This is a genomic window from Streptomyces sp. NBC_01439 (assembly GCF_036227605.1).
Classification (GTDB): Bacteria; Actinomycetota; Actinomycetes; order Streptomycetales; family Streptomycetaceae; genus Streptomyces.
Genome location: NZ_CP109487.1, coordinates 9,150,578 through 9,170,111, shown reverse-complemented (window position 1 = coordinate 9,170,111; position 19,534 = coordinate 9,150,578). Strand labels below are relative to the sequence as shown.

Here is a 19,534-nt window from a genome sequence, read left to right as displayed (position 1 = left end):
GAAGTCCGAGCACCGGTACGGCAAGGACCGTGCCCTCTAGAAATAGGAGGCAATGAGGTTGCGGTCCACCGTGATGCTGCGGCGGTCCAGGGGTGGCAGACCCAGGTGATCACTGATCAGTTGGGTCAGACGCTCCTCATAGTTCCGGTCCTCGTAGCCCAGCCCGGCGGTTGTGATGAGGGATGCCAACTCGTTGGGCCAGTACTCCCCTACGTGGCCGGGATTCTCGTAGTCAATGCAGGACCGGACCTGGCCGCTTCTGTAGTGGTACGCCTTGGGACCGTGTGCCTTGGCGATACACGGATTGGGCTCGAACACCACCAGCTCGGCCCCGGCAGGGCACAGCTTGCGGTAGTCGATCAGATCGAAGTCGTCGCCGTTGTACATGTGATGCACGATCACCCCCCACTCGCCCAGCCCGACGCTGCTGCCCTGTGCGAACGGCGGCCGGTGCTGCGCGATCAGCCCTTCCGCCATGTCGGTCAGGCTGACGCCCTTGAAGTACACCAGCACGGTTTCGTCCTCGAACCGCGTCTCTTCCAACCAGGCGATGACGCCGCTTCCGATCCAACCTGTCATGCCCCGCACCGTAATCGACACCACTGACATTGATACTCGTAGCGGGTTCCGGTGGTCGTGGCTCTGCCACTGACTGACACCCCTGCCCTCAGGGCACCACCCCGCTTTCGTGCAGTGGCCACGGTGGGTGACGACTGAGCGTCTCCGGACGATATGCGAAGTCGCCCGTCGTCGTGATCGAGGCCGAGCGGTTCGTCCATACCGAGCACTGGCTGCGGCGCGAAGGGTTCGCGCCGCCTCAGTTCTGGACCCGAGCGGACACGTAGGCCGGTTCTCCCGGCGGCTGTTGGGGTGGTCGGCCGGCGCGTCTCGAACGGTTCCTCGGGCAGCGGCATCAGTAGCGGTTCTCCGAATGCGAAGTACTCCGCGACCGTTTTGGTCTCCTCGCTCGCCGGGGTGAACGAGATGGTCGCAGACCTCGGGTCCGCGGGACTCCTCCAATAGGCGAGTCTCGATGTCAGGTCTCCGACTGCCTTTGAGAAGCTGTCCAGGACACTCTTGTTGACCGCGAAGCGCAGAGCTGGGGAGCCCGTGGACGTTGTTGAGCACGACCTGAACCATCCCTGGGAAGGCGTTCTCGCTGCTCCTACCCATGGCAGTGACGTCGGCGTCCTGGTGCTAGCCGGTTCCAGCGGACGCATCGAACGCGAGCGAGCACGTCTCCTCGCTCAGCAGGGCATCGTGGCTCTGTCCATCCGCTGGTTCGGCGGGCCAGGGCAGTCTCCGGAAATCTGTGAGATCCCCTTGGAAACCTTCACCGCTGCCGTGGACTTCCTCACCGCGAACGGGGTACGACGCATCGGCATCCTCGGTGTCTCCAAGGGTGCTGAAGCAGCTCTGCTCACGGCCGTGCACGACCCGCGCGTGGACGTTGTCATCGCGCTGTCGCCCACATCCCGAGTCTGGTGCAATGTGGGTCCGGGCCCCGATGGGCAACAGCGCCCGTACCGGTCTTCCTGGACCTGGCAGGGGCGCCCCTTGCCCTTCGTCCCGATGGATGACTCCTGGGCCCCCGTCAACCACGGCAGTGGTCCGGTCGCCATCCGCGGCTGGTACGAACTCAGCGAGCGCAGCTTCGCTCACCTGCTCCCTCCGGCAGAGATCCCCGTCGACAAGGCCCGGGCTGACCTGGTGCTCGTCGCCGGCGGCGACGACGCGATGTGGCCTTCGCTCCGCTTCGCAGAACAACTGGCAGAACGACGACGCTCAGCCGGGACCACCGCGCACCTCATCGCCCGCCACGATGCCGGCCACCGACCGCGCCTTCCGGGCGAGAGCCTGGCGCCCGCCTCCCCGCATTTCCTGTACGGGGGCACGCCCGAAGCCGACGTGCTCCTGGGGGAGGCTGCGTGGCCGCACATCCTCGACAAGCTCGTCGGAACAACTCCCTCCAGTTGCTGACCGCCGTCAGGAGGCTTCTTCGTCGAGTCGGCTGAGGAGTCTGTCGAAGATCTACTCCCGTGCGATCTGCCCTTCGGCCGCCGTGTCGTCCCACTGGCGTTCGAAGGTATGGCGGAACTTGGCCGTCTCCGCCCCCTCTGCGTCGGCCGGCAGCTGGCGCGCGGGGCGTCCTAGAGTGACTCGACGTTCTCCGAGACGGCGAAGTACTCGTCGGCGACGGTGCGGGGCTGCGAGCCGAGCGTAAACACGTGGCATCGAGAGTGGCCGGGCGCCGGTGGCCGGTGGCCGGTGACCGAGTAGTGCTGCGATGGCTTCCAGGGACATGCCCCGATCGATCGCCTGGACGGCCAGCGTGTGCCACAGCTGGTGCGGCGTGACCAGCCGAGTCCGGCCTGCTGCGCGGCTCCGCGGACCGCGGCTTCGATGCGGGAGGCATTGACGGGGCGGCCGTGGTCGGTGGACAGCGGGAACGAACTCAACCACAGGCCTGCGGCTCGCAGCTGACGCCTCCGCTCTCCTTTTCGATCGCCTGCGGCTCGATGGCCGCGTTAGGTTGACGCCATGACCGAACTACGAACCGAACGCCTCGTCCTTCGCGGGTGGCGCGACAGCGACCTCGCCCCATGGGCGGCGATGAACGCCGACGCCGAAGTCCGCGAACACTTTCAGGATGTACTCACACGCGAGCAGAGCGAAGGGGCAGCAGCCCGCTTCCAAGCCGATCTCGACCGGCGAGGCTGGGGCTGGTGGGCGGTAGAGGTCGCGGCGACGGGCGAGTTCATCGGCTTCACGGGCCTCGATCCGGTCGACGAGGACATGCCCGTCACGGGGGTCGAGGTGGGCTGGCGCCTGGCCCGCACGGCCTGGGGGCACGGATACGCGACCGAAGCCGCCCTGGCAGCGCTGGATTTCGGCTTCGACTCCCTCGCCCTGCCGGAGATCCTGGCCATCACCACAGCCACCAACCTCCGCTCCCGGGCGGTCATGCAACGCCTGGGCATGACCCATGACCCCGCCGAGGACCACGACGACATGAGCGTCCCTGCCGGCCCGCTACGCCTGAACGTCGTCTACCGGATCTCGGCAGGTGAACGGCAGCCCAGCGCGCGGTAGGCCGACCCGACCGCACGAGACGTTCAACCGCGACACGGGCCGCCACCGCCACCCGCACAGGACCAGCAGTACGGGCGCGGCGGCCGGGGGCCCGACAGCGGCCCCGCGCGTCACCGCGCGCGCAGCCGCCGCCGGACCGTGGTCAGCCGAGGCCGATCACGGGCGCGAGGAAGGACTCGACCGCGAGGTTGAAGAGTTCCGTGCTCTCGAGGTTGACCATGTGGGCAGCCGACGGGAGGCGTTGGTGACGGGCACCGGGAACGTCTTGGGCGATGGCCCGAGCGTGGGAGGAGATGTCGCTGCTGTCGAGTTCTCCATCGAGGACCAAGGTGGGCACGGCGATGGCGGCCAGCCGGTCCGCTGCCCCGATCTCTCCGGGTACACCCGCCCCGAGGCCACCGGCGTGCCGGACGACGTTTGCGGTTGCCGACGCGCGCATCCGCTCGCGCAGGTCGGGGTCGACCTGGGAGGGCTGACGGAACGGCCCGTCCACCCACATCCGGAGAAAGTGCTCCACGAACCGCTGCGCACCGCCTGCCCGGTCACCCACCGCGGCCATCTGCTGTGCGGTGTGGTGCGCGACGTACGGGTCGGTGAACGGCCGGCCGCTCACCCCGGGTGAGGCGAGGACCAGTGCCGAGACGCTTTCCGGATGGGCCAACGTCATGTCCAGGGCGGTCCGGGCACCGAGGGAAAGCCCGATGAGCGTGGCGCAAGGGACATCGAGGTGGGTGAGCAGGGCCTGCACATCGTCATGGTGGGCGTAGTCCTGAGTGACCGTGGAGGAACGCCCGTGCCCGCGGGCATCAAAGCGGACGACGTGGTACCCCTGGCCCGCGAGCCACGAGAACTGCTCGTCCCACATGTTCAGGTCGAGCATGCCGCCGTGCAGAAGTATGACGGTGGGGCCTTCGCCTGCCGACTCGTAGAAGAGCTCGCCCGCCTCGATGGGTAAGGTGCCGGCCGTAACAGGATGAATCCGCGTGTGTGTCATGGTGTGTCGTCTCCTCGGTCCTTCGGGGGCGGCTGGGCGTCTTGCGCGAGCTCCTTGAATTCCTCGCCGAGGCGGCGGAGTACTTTCAAGGCCGTCGTGACGTCACCTGCGGAAAGGTCGGCCAGGCGGCGCCGCAGTTCGGCGTCCTCGGCTTCCTGGATGCTGCTGATGGTGGCCTCCCCCTTCGGGGTGAGCCTGATCAGGTGCGAGCGCCGGTGCTCCGGGTTCGGGGCGCTCTCGGTCAGCCCCAGGGCCGTCGCATCGTTCACCAGACGCTGGACCGGCTGCCGGTCCAGGCCCAGCAGACGGGCCAGTTGAGGGACGGTTCGAGGGCCGCCCCTGCGCAACTCGTCGATCACCGCGTGCTGACCGGCCGTCATGCCCGTGCCCACCAGCTCCCGCTCCACGGCACGCACGATCGTACGGTGGAGCGGCCACAGGCTGCGGATGACTTCGTACAGCAGGAACCCGACCGGGGGCTCGTCATTCGTACGCTGAACGCCACTCATGGTGTCATCATGACATCTTTGATGTCATCGTGGCTAGGTTCGGAGCGACAGAGCCCGAACGCGTCCACTCGTACGCGACTGGGCGTACGAGTGGACGCGGTCCGGGCCGGACGCGACTGCCTGCACGCGTCCGGCCCGCAGAAGGACGGGGGCCGGCGGAACCCTCCGCCGTACGGGCACTGCCGGCTGTCGGCGCCGTCAGCTCCCGCCGGCCGCCGTCGCCGCGCCGAACTCGGTGGTGAGGATGTCGCCGAAGACGCCCAGGCCGCTCCAGTCGCCGTTGACCTGGCTGGTGAGCAGGTGCTTGCCGTCACGGGAGCCCATGGCGCAGGTCCACGAGCCGTACGTCGCACCCGCGTTGCCCCAGACCGTGACGCCGGACGGCAGCGCCCAGGAGAAGACGCCCAGGCCGTACCGGGTGCCGGGGATCCACGGGACGGGTCCCGCGGTGTCGACGGTGGTGAACATCTCCTGCTGCTGCTCGGCCGGCACCAGGTGGCCCTGGAGCAGTGCGCCGAAGAAGCGCTGCAGGTCGCGCGTAGTCGAGATGACGCCGCCTGCCGCCCAGGCGAAGGACTGGTTCATCTCGGTCGCGTCGTGGACCTCGGGTCGGGCGTCGGAGGCGAAGAGGGTGGAGTAGTGCCGGGGGTGCGGCCCTCGGATGGTCGGTTCCGTGCCCGGCAGGTAGGTTCCGGTGAGCCCCAGGGGGCGGGCGATCCGCTGGATGAGCGCATCGGCCAACGTCACGCCCGTGACCTTCTCGAAGATCAGGCCGGCCAGGAAGTAGTTGGTGTTGGAGTACAGGAAGGCTTCCCCCGGAGCGAAGGACGGTGGGGTGGCCAGGCCGATCCTGATCAACTGCTCGGGGGCGTAGGTGTCGTAGCGGTGCTCGAACCAGGCCGCACCGATGCCCTTCGTGAAGAACTGCTCGTCGTTGCCGTAGTTGAAGATGCCGCTGGTGTGGTTGAGCAACTGCCTGATGGTGACCGCACGGCCGTCGTAGCCGTTGCCCGCCACCATCCCGGGCAGCCATTGCTCCACCGTGTCATCAAGGCCCAACCTGCCCTCGGCCGCCAACTGCAGGACCAGCGTGGCCGTGAACGCCTTCGTCGTGCTCCCGATCCGGAACCGCTCGCCCGGCCGGCGCTCGTCCCCGGTCCCGGTGTCCGAGACGCCTGCCGAGCCGAACCACGGACCGTGGCCGTCTCGTACGTCGACGACGACGCCGGGAGCGCCTCCCGGGGCGGCGGCGCGGTCCAGGACCTGCTGCAGTGCGGCGCGGGCGGGGGTGGTGGTGACGTCCGCCGCGGGGACCGCCGGCGTGCCCTCTGCGATCGCCTCGGGGGAAGAGTGACGGGTCATGTCGGTGTTCCTTTCGGGAGTTCGGGTTCGGTCGGTCGGTGGGTGGGTTGGTGGGTGGGTTGGTGGGTGGGTCGGTTGGTCGGTTGGTCGGTTGGTCGGGCCAGCGACGTGGCGTCAGCGCGCCAGGTGGGCGGGCTCGGGAATTCCGGTCGGTCGCGCCGTGGCACGCTCGGCGGTGGCGCGTTTGGCGGTCACGATCACTCGTGCGGTGGTCCCGACCGTGAGCAGCAGCACCGCGATGAGGGCGAGGAGGGTGGCGGCATCCGGATGGATCAGGGACTGTCCGCGCCACGCCTGCCAGGTCACCACCGCGACCAGACCCGTGTAGCCGAGGGCCGCACTGCCGACCAGGCGGGCCCGTACCTTCTCGTCGCGCAGCCAGACGCGCTCGGCGGCCAGGGCGGCCAGTACCGCGGCGATCAGGAGGAGCACCTGGATGCCGTGCAGGGCGAAGAAGTGCGGAACCCGGAAGTCGCCCCCGGTCACGCTCCAGTTGGTGAGGGGCATGCCGTGGCCGTCGGGGTCGCCGATGCCATGGCCCTGGTACATCTGCACGGAGTGGCCGTTGGCGTCGGTCACCGTACGGGAGTGGATCTCCGTGACCATCCAGAAGACCGGTACGACCATGCCGAAGGTGGCGAGTGCGAGACCGGAGCGGATGGCGCGGTTCAGCGCGGCTCCGCCCGTGCGCTGGATCAGGACGACGACCGCGAGGACCAACTGCGCGATGACGATGACCATCACGCCGAAGGTGAGGAGGGGGACCATGGCCAGAGTGACCGGGTCGGTCTGGTCCGCGTTGAAATGGCTGAAGGTGCCGCGCGCCGCCTGGGCAGTGATGGCGCCCACCTCCACGGTGGCGGCCACCGCGAAGACGGTGCCCAGCAAGCGCCCCAGCCGCCTGCCCCTCGTCAGCTTGGTCAGCAGCCATGCCAGCGTGCCCGAGTAGAGGCCGAAGGCGAATCCGAACTTGAGCGGCTTCACCCATACCGACTCGTCCAGCAGCGTCCGCCCGTCGACGAAGGTTCCGACGCCGGAAACGAGCACCAGACCGAACATGAGGACGGCGCAGACCACCAGCGGCCGGTGCCAGGCACGCACGGGTGTGAGTAAGGACGTCATGAGGGCTCCGATCAGGGTGACGAGCAGCCCTCGACCGGGCCGACTCGGGTTCGCATCGCTCGTTCGCGAATGACTAAAAGCTAAATTGCTTTCACTATTTCGTCAATCGAAAAAGTGACCCGTTCAGCAAGCATGCAGGTCAGAGCCGAAAACTATTGCAATGACAATGAGGTCGAATGCAAAAGTCGCCGAGGCGCCACTTGCAATGACCTGGCTGCGAAAGCAATACTGGCCGCACACGCGGAACCGATACGGAGGCAATGGCGATGCCCGGAGGCAGACTGACCCACCACGAACGGCAATCAATCGCCGAGGGGTTGAGGGAAGGGCTCAGCTACACCGACATCGCCGGGCGCCTGGGCAGGCCCATCTCCACCGTCACCCGAGAGGTGGCCCGCAACGGCGGCCCCGCCGCCTATCGGGCCGACGCGGCCCATCGCGCCACCACAGGGCGCGCCCGCCGCCGCAAGCAGCCCGCGGCCCCGGCCGCTTCCCCGAGCGCGGGCGGCACGCACGGACGCGACCCCCAGGCAGTCCTCGAACTGGAGGAACAGTTCACGGCGATGATGGTCGGTACAGGTCTCCCGCGGATGACCGCCCGAGTGCTGACGTGCCTGTACGTCACCGATGGAGGCAGCCTGACCGCCACCGAGCTCGCTCAGCGCCTCCAGGTCAGCCCGGCATCCGTCTCCAAAGCCGTCGGCGAACTCGAACAGCAGGAACTCATCAGGCGCGAACGCGACACCGGTCGACGACGCGACCGGTACGTCATCGACGCCGATGCCTGGTTCCGGGGCTGGATGGCCAGCGCCCGTCAGAACGCCCTGCTGGCCGACTTCGCCCTTCGTGGCGCCCAGGTCCTCGGCGCCACGACACCCGCCGGCACCCGGATGCAAGACATAGGCCACTTCTTCGAGCACGTTGGCCGGACCATGATCGAGGCAGCCGAGCAATGGCGGCAGGCCGACGCCGCGAGGCGGAACACGTCCGACTGAGGTGCTGGAGGACACCTTCGGTCCGCCGATCGACCGACCGGAGGTGTCGCACCACCCTGCCTGCCCTCGGGCGAAGCGCCGCCCGTGGACGCTGCTCGGGACAGACCCCGGGCGCGGCGAGGCCCGTGCGCCCGGTCACGAACGCGACGACGCGCTTCCCGTTCGACATGCGGCTGTCCGTCATACGGCGTGACTCGATGGGTAGTTGCGGGAGGCAGGCAGGGTCGGCGGATGGCGCTCGTCCCGCACCGGGTCAGGTGGCCATCTCACCGGTTTGACTGAAACACCTGGTGCATCCCGCCCCGCCTGTGGTTATCTGGGCCCATGACCGTACTCGTGACCCGTCGCCACGTCGACTACGTGCGTGTCACGACCACGGGTTGTCCCGTCACCAACTGACGCGGCGCCGCGCGGCATAGATCCGCGCCCTCCACCCTCGCACCCCACGTACCCGCCGTACACAGTCACGCCCTCCCTCGTGACCGTTGCGGCGGTGGCGAGGGTTGCCGCCACGGCTGCCGGACGGGAACCGTTCGATGCCGGGGCGCGATTGCACGGTGAACACCCCGACGCGCCGCCCACGCCGCCTCTCCCTGTCCGCGCCCACACCTAGGGGCGCCGTACCTCCCTTCCGCACGCCTGTGGCCAGTTAACGGTTGCCGGTTGCCGGTTGCCGGTTGCCGCCACGCTGTTCACCCTCATCTCCGAGGAGACACCCATGACCCAGCCCATCGATGCCGTCACCGCAGGTCACACCCCCGAGAGCGAGCCCTCCGGAGCCGGGACGCCGGACTGGTCGTTCGAGACCAAACAGCTCCACGCCGGCACCACCCCCGACCCGGCGACCGGCGCCCGCGCGGTCCCGATCTACCAGACCACCTCGTTCGTCTTCCGTGACACCCAGCACGCCGCCGACCTCTTCTCCCTGGCCGAACCCGGCAACATCTACACCCGCATCCACAACCCGACCCAGGACGCCCTCGAACAGCGCATCGCCGCCCTCGAAGGCGGTGTCGCCGCCGTCGCCCTCGCCTCGGGGCAGGCCGCGGAGACCCTCGCTCTCCTGAACGTCGCCTCGGCCGGCGATCACATCGTCTCCAGCGCCTCCCTCTACGGCGGCACGTACAACCTGTTCCGGCACACCCTGCCGAAGTTCGGCATCGAGGTGTCCTTCGTCGAGGACCCCGACGACCTCGACGCGTGGCGGGCGGCCGTACGGCCGAACACCAAGGCACTGTTCGCGGAGACCCTCGGCAACCCGCGCGGCAACGTCCTCGACGTCCGGGGCGTGGCCGACGTCGCGCACGCGGCGGGCCTTCCGCTCATCGTCGACAACACCGTGCCCACCCCGTACCTGCTGCGCCCCATCGAGCACGGGGCGGACGTCGTCGTCCACTCGGCCACCAAGTTCCTCGGCGGGCACGGCACCACCATCGGCGGTGTGGTCGTCGACGCGGGTACCTTCGACTTCGGCGCGCACGCCGAGCGCTTCCCCGACTTCACCGAACCCGATCCCAGCTACCACGGACTGCGCTACTGGCCCGCTCTCGGAGCAGGTGCGTACGCCGTCAAGCTGCGCGTGCAGTTGCTGCGCGACCTCGGCCCCGCCATCGCACCGCACTCGGCGTTCCTGCTGCTCCAGGGCGTGGAAACACTGAGCCTGCGGCTGGAGCGGCACTCGGCGAACGCCCGGGCCCTGGCGGAGTGGCTCGAACAGCGCGACGAGGTGTCGGCGGTCCACTACGCCGGCCTGCCGTCGAGCCGCTGGTACGAGGCGGCGCGCCGCTACCTGCCGCGGGGTGCCGGGGCCGTGCTCTCGTTCGAGCTACGGGGCGGCGTGGAGGCGGGCCGGCGGTTCGTGGACGGGCTGGAACTGTTCAGCCACCTCGCGAACATCGGCGATGTCCGGAGCCTCGTCATCCACCCGGCCTCCACCACCCACAGCCAGCTCGACGAGGCGCAGCTGGCCGCCACCGGCACCACCCCCGGGCTGGTGCGCCTGTCGGTCGGCATCGAGAACCCGGCCGACCTGAAGGCCGACCTGGAGGCCGGGTTCCGCGCCGCGAAGGAAGCGTCCTGAGCGCCGTCCCGGCGGCCCCGGCCACCACGGTCCCCCCTCCCGCCACCGGTGCGTGGCGGGAGGGGGACCCGCCCGGCCGCCGCCGGTGGCACCGACGCTCACGGCCGCTGGAGTTGGAGGGGGGCGGGGTGCTCCCGGGGGTGCGACTGGCGTACGAGACCTGGGGGCGGCTCGCCCCCGACCGTTCGAACGCCGTGCTCGTGCTGCACGCCCTGACCGGCGACAGCCATGTCGCGGGTGCCGCCGGACCCGGTCACCCGACCCCGGGCTGGTGGGACGCACTCATCGGCCCGGGCCGGGCACTCGACACGGACCGGTGGTTCGTGGTGGCGCCGAACGTCCTGGGCGGCTGCCAGGGAAGCACCGGGCCCGCCTCCCCGGGCCCCGGCGGGCGCCCCTGGGGCGGTTCCTTCCCACGTCTGACCCAGCGCGACCAGGTACGCGCCGAGGCCGGGCTCGCCGACGCGCTCGGCATCGAGCGCTGGGCGCTGGTCATCGGGGGCTCCATGGGCGGGATGCGGGCACTGGAGTGGGCGGTCGGTGAACCCTCGCGCTTGGCCGCGCTGTTGCTGCTCGCCTGCCCCGCGACGGCGAGCGCGGACCAGATCGCCTGGGCCACCGCGCAGATCCACGCGATCCGTGCCGACCCCCTCTGGCGGGGCGGCGACTACCACGACGCCGGACCCGGACGGGGGCCGCACACGGGACTGGGCATCGCCCGCCGCATCGCACACATCACCTACCGGTCGGCCGGGGAACTCCAGGCCCGCTTCGGACACCTACCCCAGGACGGCGAGCAGCCCCGGCTCGGCGGCCGGTACCGCGTCGAGTCCTACCTCGACCACCAGGCCTCAAAGCTCGTCCGGCGGTTCGACGCGGCCAGCTACGTCGCCCTGGCCGAGGCCATGAACACCCACGACATCGGGCGGGGTCGCGGCGGCATCCGCACCGCCCTCGGCCGGGTCACGGCCCGGACGGTGGTCGCCGGAGTGGACTCCGACCGCCTTTACCCCCTCGCTCAGCAAGAAGAACTCGCAGCCGGTATCCCTTCCGCGGACGGGGTGCGGATCATCCGCTCCCCGTACGGGCACGACGGCTTCCTGCTGGAGACCGAGCAGGTCGCCGCATTGGTGCGGGAACTCCTCGACGGCGCACCGGTCCCGCCGGCCCGCCGCACCGACTGAGGGGGCCGATCCGACTCCACACTGCTGACGAACACCTGGCGAGGGCTCCCCACGCGCTAGAGGCATCGAGGGCGGGCGGGGATCCGACGACCGTACAGCTGCCGGCTTCGTCGGATCCGACCGTTTCGCCGGGGATCGGCCGACCGTTCCGGCACCACCTCACAGCCCGACCGGTTCCGGAGCCGGAGCACTAGGTCGATCCAGCCACGGGCCTGCGACCACGGCCCGGTACGCCGGCCCGGTGCACATGGAAGAGGCGCATGTTCCACACGCTCAGCCAACCGCCCCTGCGAGAGCCACCCGTCCACCCAGACGGCCGAGCCCCACGGATGACGACTATCGATGCAGGTCTCAGGGGATCTCGGCGCAACGGGAAGCCTGGACAGGCCCATAGTGATCCGTCCCTGATCGGAGGCCCCTTCGCTGGAGCAGCCGTACGCGATCACCACCATCTGGGGGCTCAAGTCCTTGGACGGGCGTGGACCGGGGTCCGGGACGTGGCCGCGTTTTCCGCACGCGCTCAGGGCGGCGACCCCGCCCCGTCGAGGGGACCGTCCTCTCGCCCCGCCCCGCCCCGGCCCGGGCAGGCGGGCGGGCGGTGAAGGCATCGAACGGCTCGGCCTCGATGACTTCGACGGTGGCGAAGCCGACGGGGAGGGGCTGCCTTCACCTCCTCCTCCCGGATACGGAGCACGAAGTCAAACCGCGGCGGCATCGGCCGCTCGGCCCACGGCGTGCCGTCATCGTCGGACGCGGCGATCCGGTCGGCCGGCACGCTCAGCGAACGCCGCGCCCGGTGTCGTCGACTCACGGACGTGGTCCAGGACCGCCTGCCTGGCAAGGCCCTCGCGCCAGCTCGCCCGTACCTGCTCGGCCACGGGCCACTCCACGCCTCGGCGCGGCTCGGCTCGGCCCGGCCGCCACGTCATCCTCGAACAGCGGCTCGGGGACGTTCATGAGGCAATGGTCACTCCGGACGATGGCGGACGTCGTCCGGCGTTCCGGGGTACCGCCCCGGCATCGGACGGACCAACGCGACGCGTCCCCCGACCGTGGCCCACACCGTCCCGGGCACGCCGCCCCCGGCCGCCGCGGGCCGGGGGCGTACAACTCCGGCGGTAGCCGGGAATCAACTCCTGGCGGGCCGACAGGGGCGGTGGCCGGCCGCTACGTTGTCGCCCGGTCCGCAGCATCCCTGACCGAGGAGCGCCGTATGACCCGTTCGGCCGACGACCCCCGCAAGCGCGTGATCTGGGGGATATCCCTGGTCCTGATCACGGTGACCGCCCTCCTGGGAGGAACACCCGGCCCCGCCGCGGCCGGGGCGGGGGCGACCGGGGCGGCGGGGGCGCCGCCCGTCCCGGTGCTGTCCTGGGGCCCTTGCGACGGGGCGGAGGACGGCTTCGAGTGCGCGACCGCCCGGGTACCGATGGACTACCGCCGGCCCGCCGGACCCACCCTCGCGCTCGCGGTCACCCGCCGGGCGGCGGCCGATCCGACGCGGCGCACCGGCGTCCTGATCCTGCATCCCGGGGGACCCGGCAACTCCGGTGTGAACTTCGCCCGCAACAGCTACGAAGCGCTGCCCACTTCCCTGCGCGACACTTTCGACGTCGTCGGGTACGACATGCGCGGGGTGGCGCGCAGCGGGCAGGTGGAGTGCTGGGACGACGCGCAGTACGCCGCCGCCGTCGACGGTGCGCGCGGTGCGCCCGGGCCGGGGGCCTTCACGGAGGCCCTGCGACAGGGCGCCGCCTTCGCCGCCGCCTGCCAGGAACGCTCCGGGGACCTGCTGGCGTACATCGGCACCGGGTCCAACGCCGGCGACATCGACCTGCTCCGGCAGGCCCTGGGTGAGGAGACCCTCTCCTTCTACGGCCGTTCATTCGGCAGCTACGTCGGCACCGTGTACGCCGCCCGGTTCCCGGAGCGGGTGCGTGCCATGGTCCTGGACGGGGCCTACGATCCGCGCCGCTACGCGGACATGCCCTACGCGTACGACGCCGAGCAATTCGCCGCCCTAGACGCAGCGGTAGGCCGGTTCCTGGACTGGTGCGGGCGCAACGCGGCGGCCTGCGGGTTCGGTGAGGGCCATCCACAACAGGCTTTCGAGCAGCTGAAACGAGATCTGGACGCACACCCGGTGATCACCACGAGCGGGCGCCCGGCCACCGGCTACACCCTTGCCTACCGCCTCATGTTCAACATCAACGCAGGCAAGGAAATCTGGCCCTATCTGGGGCAGGCACTGCGATCCGCCCAAGCGCGGCAGGCCTCGTTCCTCCTGTCGCCTCCCTCGCCCGCATCATTCGACTTCCTCAGCGTCAACACGGCCGTCGAGTGCGCCGACCGCCTCTATCCGAACAGCCAGCCACTCCTGCGCACACTGATCGCCGCCGAGACCGCGTCCGCCCCACTCATGGGACCCCCCATCGCTCTCGGGCCCCCCACTTACGACCACAACCACGCACCCACCTGCGCGCAGTGGCCGACGGAACGCCCGAGCCGTTTCGAGGGCTCCTACCGGGCGGCGGGGGCCGCCCCGATCTTGGTACTCGGCACGACCGGAGACCCAGACACCCCCTACCAAGACGCCGTAACCCTGGCCAGGACGCTGGCCAGCGGCCGGCTACTCACCTTCAGCGCCGAGGGGCACACCGCCTACCACCGCAGCGCATGCATCAGCACCCTGGTCGACGCCTACCTCAGCACTCTGGCGCTGCCCGCCCGAGGCACCATCTGTGCGGACGAAACTCCCCCACAACCGCTCGACCGCCGCAGCACCTCCCCCGAGGTCGACGAAACACACGACGTGATACCCGTCCTGTAGTCAACTTGACCCGGCCCTGAAGGACCGGGACCGGAGGTGGGGCGCGGCTGGCATCGGCCGGCTGCGCCCCGTACGTGCGTCCGGGCGGCCAGCAGGCCCGGCCGCCGCTACGACCGGCTGATCCTGACAGTTCGCCATTCCATAACCCGTCGCACATGGCCCGAGCTGGACATCCTCCCGAGACCCCCTCGCCAGAGCGTTCACCTTCACTCCATTGCAACGAGCCGCATGTCGCACGTTGCGTTAAGCTCGAAACCATTGCAATGAAATCCCACTATTGACCTGCAGCGATGCAGATTCAGCGCAATGAATCTGTTGCCAGTTCTGCGAACGCAACGTAGCTTTTCGTTCATCAGAAACCGCGGGGCGCACGGAGCGCAGCCGCTGATGAAGGAGAAGCACCATGCAGAAGTTCGCCACCGCCGCCCCGATCGCCGCCGTTCTGGACGTCCCCGCCGGGCTGATCCGGTTCATCGCGGCCGACCGGGCCGACACCACGGTCGAGATCCTGCCGGCCGACGCTTCCAAGGGCCGTGACGTGAAGGCCGCCGAGCAGACCACGGCCGAGTTCCGGGACGGTGTGCTGCGGATCGCGGCCGCACCGGTGAAGAACCGGGTCCTCGGCAACCACCCGGGTTCGGTCGAGATCACCGTCCAGCTGCCCGCCGGCTCCCGCATCGAGGCGAAGACCGCGGCCGGTGAACTCCGCGGCGTCGGCCGCCTCGGCGACGTCACCTTCGAAAGCGCCCAGGGCACGGTCAAGCTCGACGAAACCGCGAGCGCCCACCTCACCCTGATGGCCGGTGACGTCTCCGTGGGACGCCTGGGCGGCGCCGCACAGATCACCACCCAGAAGGGCGACCTGCAGATCGCCGAGGCCCAGACCGGCACCGTCGAACTCACCACCCAGTCGGGCGACATCACCATCGGCGCCGCCCGCGGGGTCTCCGCCACCCTCGACGCCGGCACCGCCTACGGCCGCATCCACAACGCCCTCAACAACACCGACGGCGCCGACGCCGGCCTCACCATCCGCGCCACCACCTCCTACGGCGACATCACCGCCCGCAGCAACTGAGAACCCCCACCCGAGCCGGTAACGGGCACGGGCGAAGGGTCCCGAGGGCGAGACCGATTCGACTCCTCGACCAGCTGCTCCAAGCCCGCCGGAGACACGAGCCCTCCGGCCGGCCGGCTCTTCTCCACCGCGAACGCCTGCACCGACATCAACATCAGGCCCGACAACGCTGGGCCGCCTGACCCTTCGGCCTGCCGCACGCACTTCCCCCGCGCCCTGCCCCGACCCACGCGAGGTCCGTACCAGCGGCTCTCCCATCGCAGCAGCCGGGCCGCGGATCCCCACTCCGCTGAGCCGCCCCACCACGCCGAGGTGGCACGCGGTCCCGGTCACGACCGGTTTCGGCGCCGAGAACCCCGCCCGTCGGCCGGTCGACCGTGACCATCCGGCCACACCGCGATGACCGTGCGGCGGAAACCGAAGGATCGCGGCAGGAGCCTCTCCTGTGCACTACCTGCTCGTCCGGGGGCATGACGGCGGCGGGCTCCTGCCCTGCTCCCCCTGAGCGGGCGGGGCGAGGGCTCGTCCTCTAGGGTCCATCACGGCGGCCCGGCACCCGGGCCGCGCGCGGCGCGGACCGGCAGCGGCCGTGGGGACAGGGGGAAGTGATGGAGTCTTTGCGGCCCGGTGACCCGCTGGAGATCGGTGGGTACCGTCTGCTGGCACGGCTCGGATCGGGCGGCATGGGCGAGGTGTTCCTGGCACGGACGCTGTCCGGGCGGGCGCTCGCCCTGAAGACCGTGCACCGCGAGCTGAGCCTGGAAGCGGACTTCGCACACCGCTTCGACCGGGAGATACGCACCAGCGACCGAGTTCGTAGCCCGTGGACGGTATCGGTGGTCGATTTCAGCGCGCCGGGGGCCTCCCCGCAGTGGCTGGCGACCGAGTACGTGCCCGCGCCGTCGCTGGGTGACTGGGTACGCGGATGGGGGCCGCTGCCGGCCTCGGCCGTCCAGCAGCTGGGACAGGAACTGTCGGCGGCGCTCGTCAGCGTACGGACGGCAGGTGTCGTCCACCGCGACATCAAACCGGCGAACGTACTGCTGGGCACTGAGCGGCCCTTCCTGATCGATTTCGGTATCGCCCGCACGGTCCGCGACCCGCGGCACACCCGCACCGGCACGGTCATCGGCACACCCGGATTCCTGGCGCCGGAACAGGCCACCGGCGCGGTGGCCGGGGCCGCGGCCGACGTGTTCTCCCTGGCCGCGGTGCTCGTGTACGCGGCGACCGGCCGCAGCCCCTTCCTGGCGGACGGCGAGGAACTGGACCTGCCGGCACTGCTGTACCGGATCGTGCACGACGAACCGCACCTCGACGGTGTGCCGCAGCCGCTACGGGCGCTGGTGAGGGAGTGCCTGGCCAAGGACCCGCACCAACGTCCCCTCGCCGAGGACGTAGCGGCACGGCTGGCCGCTGGCGGCACGACGCAAGGGTGGGGACCCGCCACGCCCCGGGCCCTGGCCGCCGAGACCGGGCGGCGGGAGACCGAGCTCCGCCGTCTCCTCACCCTCCCGCCGTCTCCGACCAACACCCCCCATGCGCCCGGTGCGGACGGCCACCTCCCCGCATCCGTGCCCGCACCGCTCTCACCCCCGCCGACGCCGCCGCTACCTTCGGCGTTGCCGGGGGCGCTCGCCGGTGCCGGGACTCCGCCGCACTCCCCCGTACCCCCGAGGCTCGGGCCGGGGCGAGCGGTCCTGCGTTCGCGGGGCGCCGGTGCGGCCGCCGGTGCCACCGCCGTCGCCGCAGCCGTCGCACTCGCGGTGTGGCTCCCCGGGCACCGCGACGGCAGCGACGGGAGCGGGCGGGCCCCCACCCCCGAGGCGTCCTCACCCGCGCCAGCAACGGGTCCGGCGGGGGCGTTGCCGGCCGCGTGGGCCGGTACGTGGTCGGGTGCCGGACCCGGAACACCCGACGCGGACGGTGTGTCCCGGGCGCGCACGGGTGAGTTCTCGGTCACCGTCACACTGAACGGCGGAGCGGTGGGCGAGCTGGTGGGCCGGCAGGTCAGTGACCTCAAGGAGGTCACCACCGGGCAGAACCTGGGATGCACCGAGGCCTTGCGGCTGAAGCAGGTCCGCGGGAACAGCGCGGTGTTCGAAGCGGCAACCAGCCATCCCACGGACCGTGCGGCGCTCCTCGAGTGCCCGCGGGGCAACCTGTACGTGCTGACGATGACGAACCCCGACCGCCTCACACTGGAATCGGAGGGTGCACAGTCGGCGGGTGCTCCCGCGGCGCTGGCCCGCCGCCCATGACCCGCGGCCCGCGGCCCGTGGTCCGCGAGGCGCGGGCGACGGGTCGCCTCCCGCCTTGGCCCGTCAGCCCTTCGACCGTCAGCCCTTTGACCTCAACCGGACTTGATGTTCTACACATGGGGCCATGACCACTCCGCTACGCATCGCACTCGTCGTCGGCAGCACCCGGGAAGGCCGGTTCGGCCCCACCGTCGCCCGCTGGTTCGAAACCATCGCGGCCGCCCGCACCGAGGTCGAACTCACCGTCGCCGACCTCGCGGACGCCGACCTCCCGGCACACTGGACCCCCGACCTCACGCCCCACGGCCACGCGTTCGTCGAACGCCTCACCCTGGCGGACGCCTACGTGGTCCTCACCCCCGAGTACAACCACTCCTTCCCCGCCTCCCTGAAGCAGGCCATCGACATCGCCGGGCAGATCTGGCGGCGCAAACCAGTCGGTTTCATTTCCTACGGCGGCCTCTCCGGCGGCCTGCGCGCCGTCGAGCAACTCCGCCCCGTCTTCGCCGAACTCCACGCCACGACGCTCCGCGAAACCGTCAGCTTCCACCGGTTCCCCTTCGACGAAACCGGAGCACCCCACGACTCCGATGCCGCCGCACGGGCCGCGAACCTCCTCCTCGACGACCTGCTGTGGTGGGGCCACGCCCTGCGCACCGCACGCCAGCACGACGAAGCACGCAACCGAGCCGCCTGACGACCCCGCACCCCGGCTGCCCGGCGGCCCGGCGCGGCCCGGCTGCAGTGCAGCCGGGTAGTCCGACCGCCGGTCCCGGGGTCAGGTGGGAACGGCACGCGGCAGCTCGGGGACCCGTAGTACGTCCAGGCGTGCCTGCGCCAGCCGCAGGTATCGGGGATCCAGAGCGGGCAGGGTCCGCAGCAGGGCGAGCAGTTCGGGCCCCGACTCCACCGCCGAAGCCCGGTCCCCGAGCTGGGTCCAGCAGTACAGCGCCCCGGCCGCCGCGGCATAGACCTCGGGGGCCGCCGCGCCCTGAGCGGCCAGCCGAACCCGGCAGGCCCCGATCCACAACCCCGTTGCCAGCAGGAAATCACCCGCCATCCGTGCCAGATCCGCACGGATCTCCGCCCACTGGACCGCCTCCGGGGAGGAGGACCCGTGAGCATGCCGGACATGCTCCTCCCACGCCCGGGCCAGAGCAGCCGCCTCCGAATGACGGCCCGCGGTAGCCAATGCATGGATGTGCGGCCGTGGATCCCCACCCGACCCTCCGCCCGGCACTCCGCCCATCGTTCCATAGGAGGGCGGGCCGGCCCCGCCGGCTTCCTGCCACACCCCCTGCCGGTCCGACTGCTGCGGCAGCGGTTGCTGCTGCGGGCCCGGGCGCATGCCCAGCTCACGGGCGGTCGGCAGGACCAGCGCACCCGGCGGAAGGCCCGCTGCGCCCGCCGCCAAAGCGTGCAACTGCACATCGGCCGGCCGGGACGGACTGCGGCGCAGTTGCTCGATCCAGTGCCGCGTGTAGCCGCTGACCGTACCGCTGCCCGCCGCGAAACCCGGCGGGCACACCACCCCGTACACCTCGGGAGACGGGAGGCCCGGCAGACCGCCGACCTCCTGGAGCAACGGCCAGGCCTCCTTGTCCGCGGCAAGGTCGAGGAGCACCGTCGTCAGCCCGGCAGGACGGCCCCGCAACTCGCCCACCAGCCAATCCCAGGGCAGAGCCGTGTATCGCACGGCCGCCCGCGCCGTCCCGGCCAGAGCCAAGTACAACCCGCGGCCGCGCCGGTCAGCGGTGAGCCGGCCCGAAAGATAGAGCAGCAACGGCCCCGGGGTCGCGGCCGCCGTACGCAACCGCGCCAGCACCGTGTTCGGATCACGCGCCCCGTCCAGACACACCGTGTCCGTGGGAAGCCCGCTGCCCAGCAACACCGAAGCCGGCACCATCGCGAGAGCGGCAAGATTCGCGCTCGGCGCAAGGTGCACCGTGCCGCGGCGCACCGCGGCGTCCCCCGCTATGAGAAGGACGTGACCCCGCTGGTGCCCCGGACCGATCAAGTACATGGA

At 70.6% G+C, this 19,534-nt stretch carries 15 protein-coding genes and 1 pseudogene; 10 read left to right on the top strand and 6 right to left on the bottom strand.

Annotated features, from left to right (window positions below):
- Positions 1-36: 36 nt before the first annotated feature.
- Positions 37-579, bottom strand: a complete 543-nt coding sequence (locus tag OG207_RS41780; RefSeq protein WP_329106685.1) for a hypothetical protein — start codon at positions 577-579, stop codon at positions 37-39.
- A gap of 164 nt (positions 580-743) precedes the next feature.
- Between OG207_RS41780 and OG207_RS41775 the strand changes: the two are divergent.
- From OG207_RS41775 to OG207_RS41765, 3 genes and pseudogenes are all read left to right on the top strand, one after another.
- A pseudogene (locus tag OG207_RS41775) lies at positions 744-845 on the top strand (pyridoxamine 5'-phosphate oxidase family protein); the annotation flags it as partial.
- A gap of 265 nt (positions 846-1,110) precedes the next feature.
- Positions 1,111-1,980, top strand: coding sequence for an acyl-CoA thioester hydrolase/BAAT C-terminal domain-containing protein (locus tag OG207_RS41770; RefSeq protein WP_329106682.1), 870 nt, complete (start codon positions 1,111-1,113; stop codon positions 1,978-1,980).
- A gap of 561 nt (positions 1,981-2,541) precedes the next feature.
- A complete protein-coding gene (locus OG207_RS41765; RefSeq protein ID WP_329106680.1) occupies positions 2,542-3,093 on the top strand; it encodes a GNAT family N-acetyltransferase in 552 nt (183 codons plus the stop codon).
- A gap of 142 nt (positions 3,094-3,235) precedes the next feature.
- Here OG207_RS41765 and OG207_RS41760 read toward each other — a convergent pair whose 3' ends face one another.
- From OG207_RS41760 to OG207_RS41745, 4 genes are all read right to left on the bottom strand, one after another.
- Entirely contained in the window at positions 3,236-4,087 is an 852-nt protein-coding gene (locus OG207_RS41760) for an alpha/beta fold hydrolase (RefSeq protein ID WP_329106678.1), read from the bottom strand.
- The gene (locus OG207_RS41755) at positions 4,084-4,596 is read right to left on the bottom strand and encodes a MarR family winged helix-turn-helix transcriptional regulator (RefSeq protein WP_329106676.1); all 513 of its coding nucleotides are present in this window, start codon (positions 4,594-4,596) and stop codon (positions 4,084-4,086) included. The genes OG207_RS41760 and OG207_RS41755 overlap by 4 nt, the downstream gene beginning before the upstream one ends.
- 198 nt (positions 4,597-4,794) lie before the next feature.
- A complete protein-coding gene (locus tag OG207_RS41750) occupies positions 4,795-5,958 on the bottom strand; it encodes a serine hydrolase domain-containing protein (protein WP_329106674.1) in 1,164 nt (387 codons plus the stop codon).
- A gap of 114 nt (positions 5,959-6,072) precedes the next feature.
- Positions 6,073-7,080: a hypothetical protein gene (locus tag OG207_RS41745; protein WP_329106672.1), complete on the bottom strand. Its 1,008-nt coding sequence runs from the start codon at positions 7,078-7,080 to the stop codon at positions 6,073-6,075.
- A 266-nt stretch (positions 7,081-7,346) separates the two neighbouring features.
- Here OG207_RS41745 and OG207_RS41740 point away from each other — a divergent pair, with 266 nt between their 5' ends.
- From OG207_RS41740 to OG207_RS41710, 7 genes are all read left to right on the top strand, one after another.
- Positions 7,347-8,075: a GbsR/MarR family transcriptional regulator gene (locus OG207_RS41740; RefSeq protein ID WP_329106670.1), complete on the top strand. Its 729-nt coding sequence runs from the start codon at positions 7,347-7,349 to the stop codon at positions 8,073-8,075.
- Between the two features lie 718 nt (positions 8,076-8,793).
- Positions 8,794-10,155: a bifunctional o-acetylhomoserine/o-acetylserine sulfhydrylase gene (locus OG207_RS41735; RefSeq protein WP_329106668.1), complete on the top strand. Its 1,362-nt coding sequence runs from the start codon at positions 8,794-8,796 to the stop codon at positions 10,153-10,155.
- Entirely contained in the window at positions 10,152-11,339 is a 1,188-nt protein-coding gene (gene metX / locus OG207_RS41730) for a homoserine O-acetyltransferase MetX (RefSeq protein ID WP_329108259.1), read from the top strand. The genes OG207_RS41735 and metX overlap by 4 nt, the downstream gene beginning before the upstream one ends.
- A 1,213-nt stretch (positions 11,340-12,552) precedes the next feature.
- Complete coding sequence (locus OG207_RS41725; RefSeq protein ID WP_329106665.1) at positions 12,553-14,169, top strand: alpha/beta hydrolase; 1,617 nt, start codon at positions 12,553-12,555, stop codon at positions 14,167-14,169.
- Positions 14,170-14,572: 403 nt separating this feature from the next.
- On the top strand, positions 14,573-15,247 hold the full coding sequence (locus tag OG207_RS41720; RefSeq protein ID WP_329100979.1) for a DUF4097 family beta strand repeat-containing protein: 675 nt from the start codon (positions 14,573-14,575) through the stop codon (positions 15,245-15,247).
- Between the two features lie 608 nt (positions 15,248-15,855).
- Complete coding sequence (locus OG207_RS41715) at positions 15,856-17,508, top strand: serine/threonine-protein kinase (protein ID WP_329106663.1); 1,653 nt, start codon at positions 15,856-15,858, stop codon at positions 17,506-17,508.
- Positions 17,509-17,632: 124 nt separating this feature from the next.
- Positions 17,633-18,205 carry an NADPH-dependent FMN reductase gene (locus tag OG207_RS41710; protein ID WP_329106661.1) on the top strand — a complete coding sequence of 191 codons (573 nt, stop codon included), beginning with the start codon at positions 17,633-17,635 and terminating at the stop codon, positions 18,203-18,205.
- 81 nt (positions 18,206-18,286) lie between these two features.
- Here the strand turns inward: OG207_RS41710 and OG207_RS41705 are convergent, their stop codons facing one another.
- Positions 18,287-19,531 carry a hypothetical protein gene (locus tag OG207_RS41705; RefSeq protein WP_329106659.1) on the bottom strand — a complete coding sequence of 415 codons (1,245 nt, stop codon included), beginning with the start codon at positions 19,529-19,531 and terminating at the stop codon, positions 18,287-18,289.
- Positions 19,532-19,534 lie beyond the last annotated feature (3 nt).

Excerpts from the sequence above, each read along its gene's own strand:
- OG207_RS41760 (WP_329106678.1), bottom strand. The coding sequence starts at position 4,087 with ATGACACACACGCGGATTCATCCTGTTACGGCCGGCACCTTACCCATC.
- OG207_RS41715 (WP_329106663.1), top strand. The coding sequence starts at position 15,856 with ATGGAGTCTTTGCGGCCCGGTGACCCGCTGGAGATCGGTGGGTACCGT.
- OG207_RS41750 (WP_329106674.1), bottom strand. The coding sequence starts at position 5,958 with ATGACCCGTCACTCTTCCCCCGAGGCGATCGCAGAGGGCACGCCGGCG.
- OG207_RS41765 (WP_329106680.1), top strand. The coding sequence starts at position 2,542 with ATGACCGAACTACGAACCGAACGCCTCGTCCTTCGCGGGTGGCGCGAC.
- OG207_RS41705 (WP_329106659.1), bottom strand. The coding sequence starts at position 19,531 with ATGTACTTGATCGGTCCGGGGCACCAGCGGGGTCACGTCCTTCTCATA.
- OG207_RS41735 (WP_329106668.1), top strand. The coding sequence starts at position 8,794 with ATGACCCAGCCCATCGATGCCGTCACCGCAGGTCACACCCCCGAGAGC.
- OG207_RS41725 (WP_329106665.1), top strand. The coding sequence starts at position 12,553 with ATGACCCGTTCGGCCGACGACCCCCGCAAGCGCGTGATCTGGGGGATA.
- OG207_RS41755 (WP_329106676.1), bottom strand. The coding sequence starts at position 4,596 with ATGAGTGGCGTTCAGCGTACGAATGACGAGCCCCCGGTCGGGTTCCTG.
- OG207_RS41780 (WP_329106685.1), bottom strand. The coding sequence starts at position 579 with ATGACAGGTTGGATCGGAAGCGGCGTCATCGCCTGGTTGGAAGAGACG.
- OG207_RS41710 (WP_329106661.1), top strand. The coding sequence starts at position 17,633 with ATGACCACTCCGCTACGCATCGCACTCGTCGTCGGCAGCACCCGGGAA.
- OG207_RS41745 (WP_329106672.1), bottom strand. The coding sequence starts at position 7,080 with ATGACGTCCTTACTCACACCCGTGCGTGCCTGGCACCGGCCGCTGGTG.
- OG207_RS41740 (WP_329106670.1), top strand. The coding sequence starts at position 7,347 with ATGCCCGGAGGCAGACTGACCCACCACGAACGGCAATCAATCGCCGAG.
- OG207_RS41720 (WP_329100979.1), top strand. The coding sequence starts at position 14,573 with ATGCAGAAGTTCGCCACCGCCGCCCCGATCGCCGCCGTTCTGGACGTC.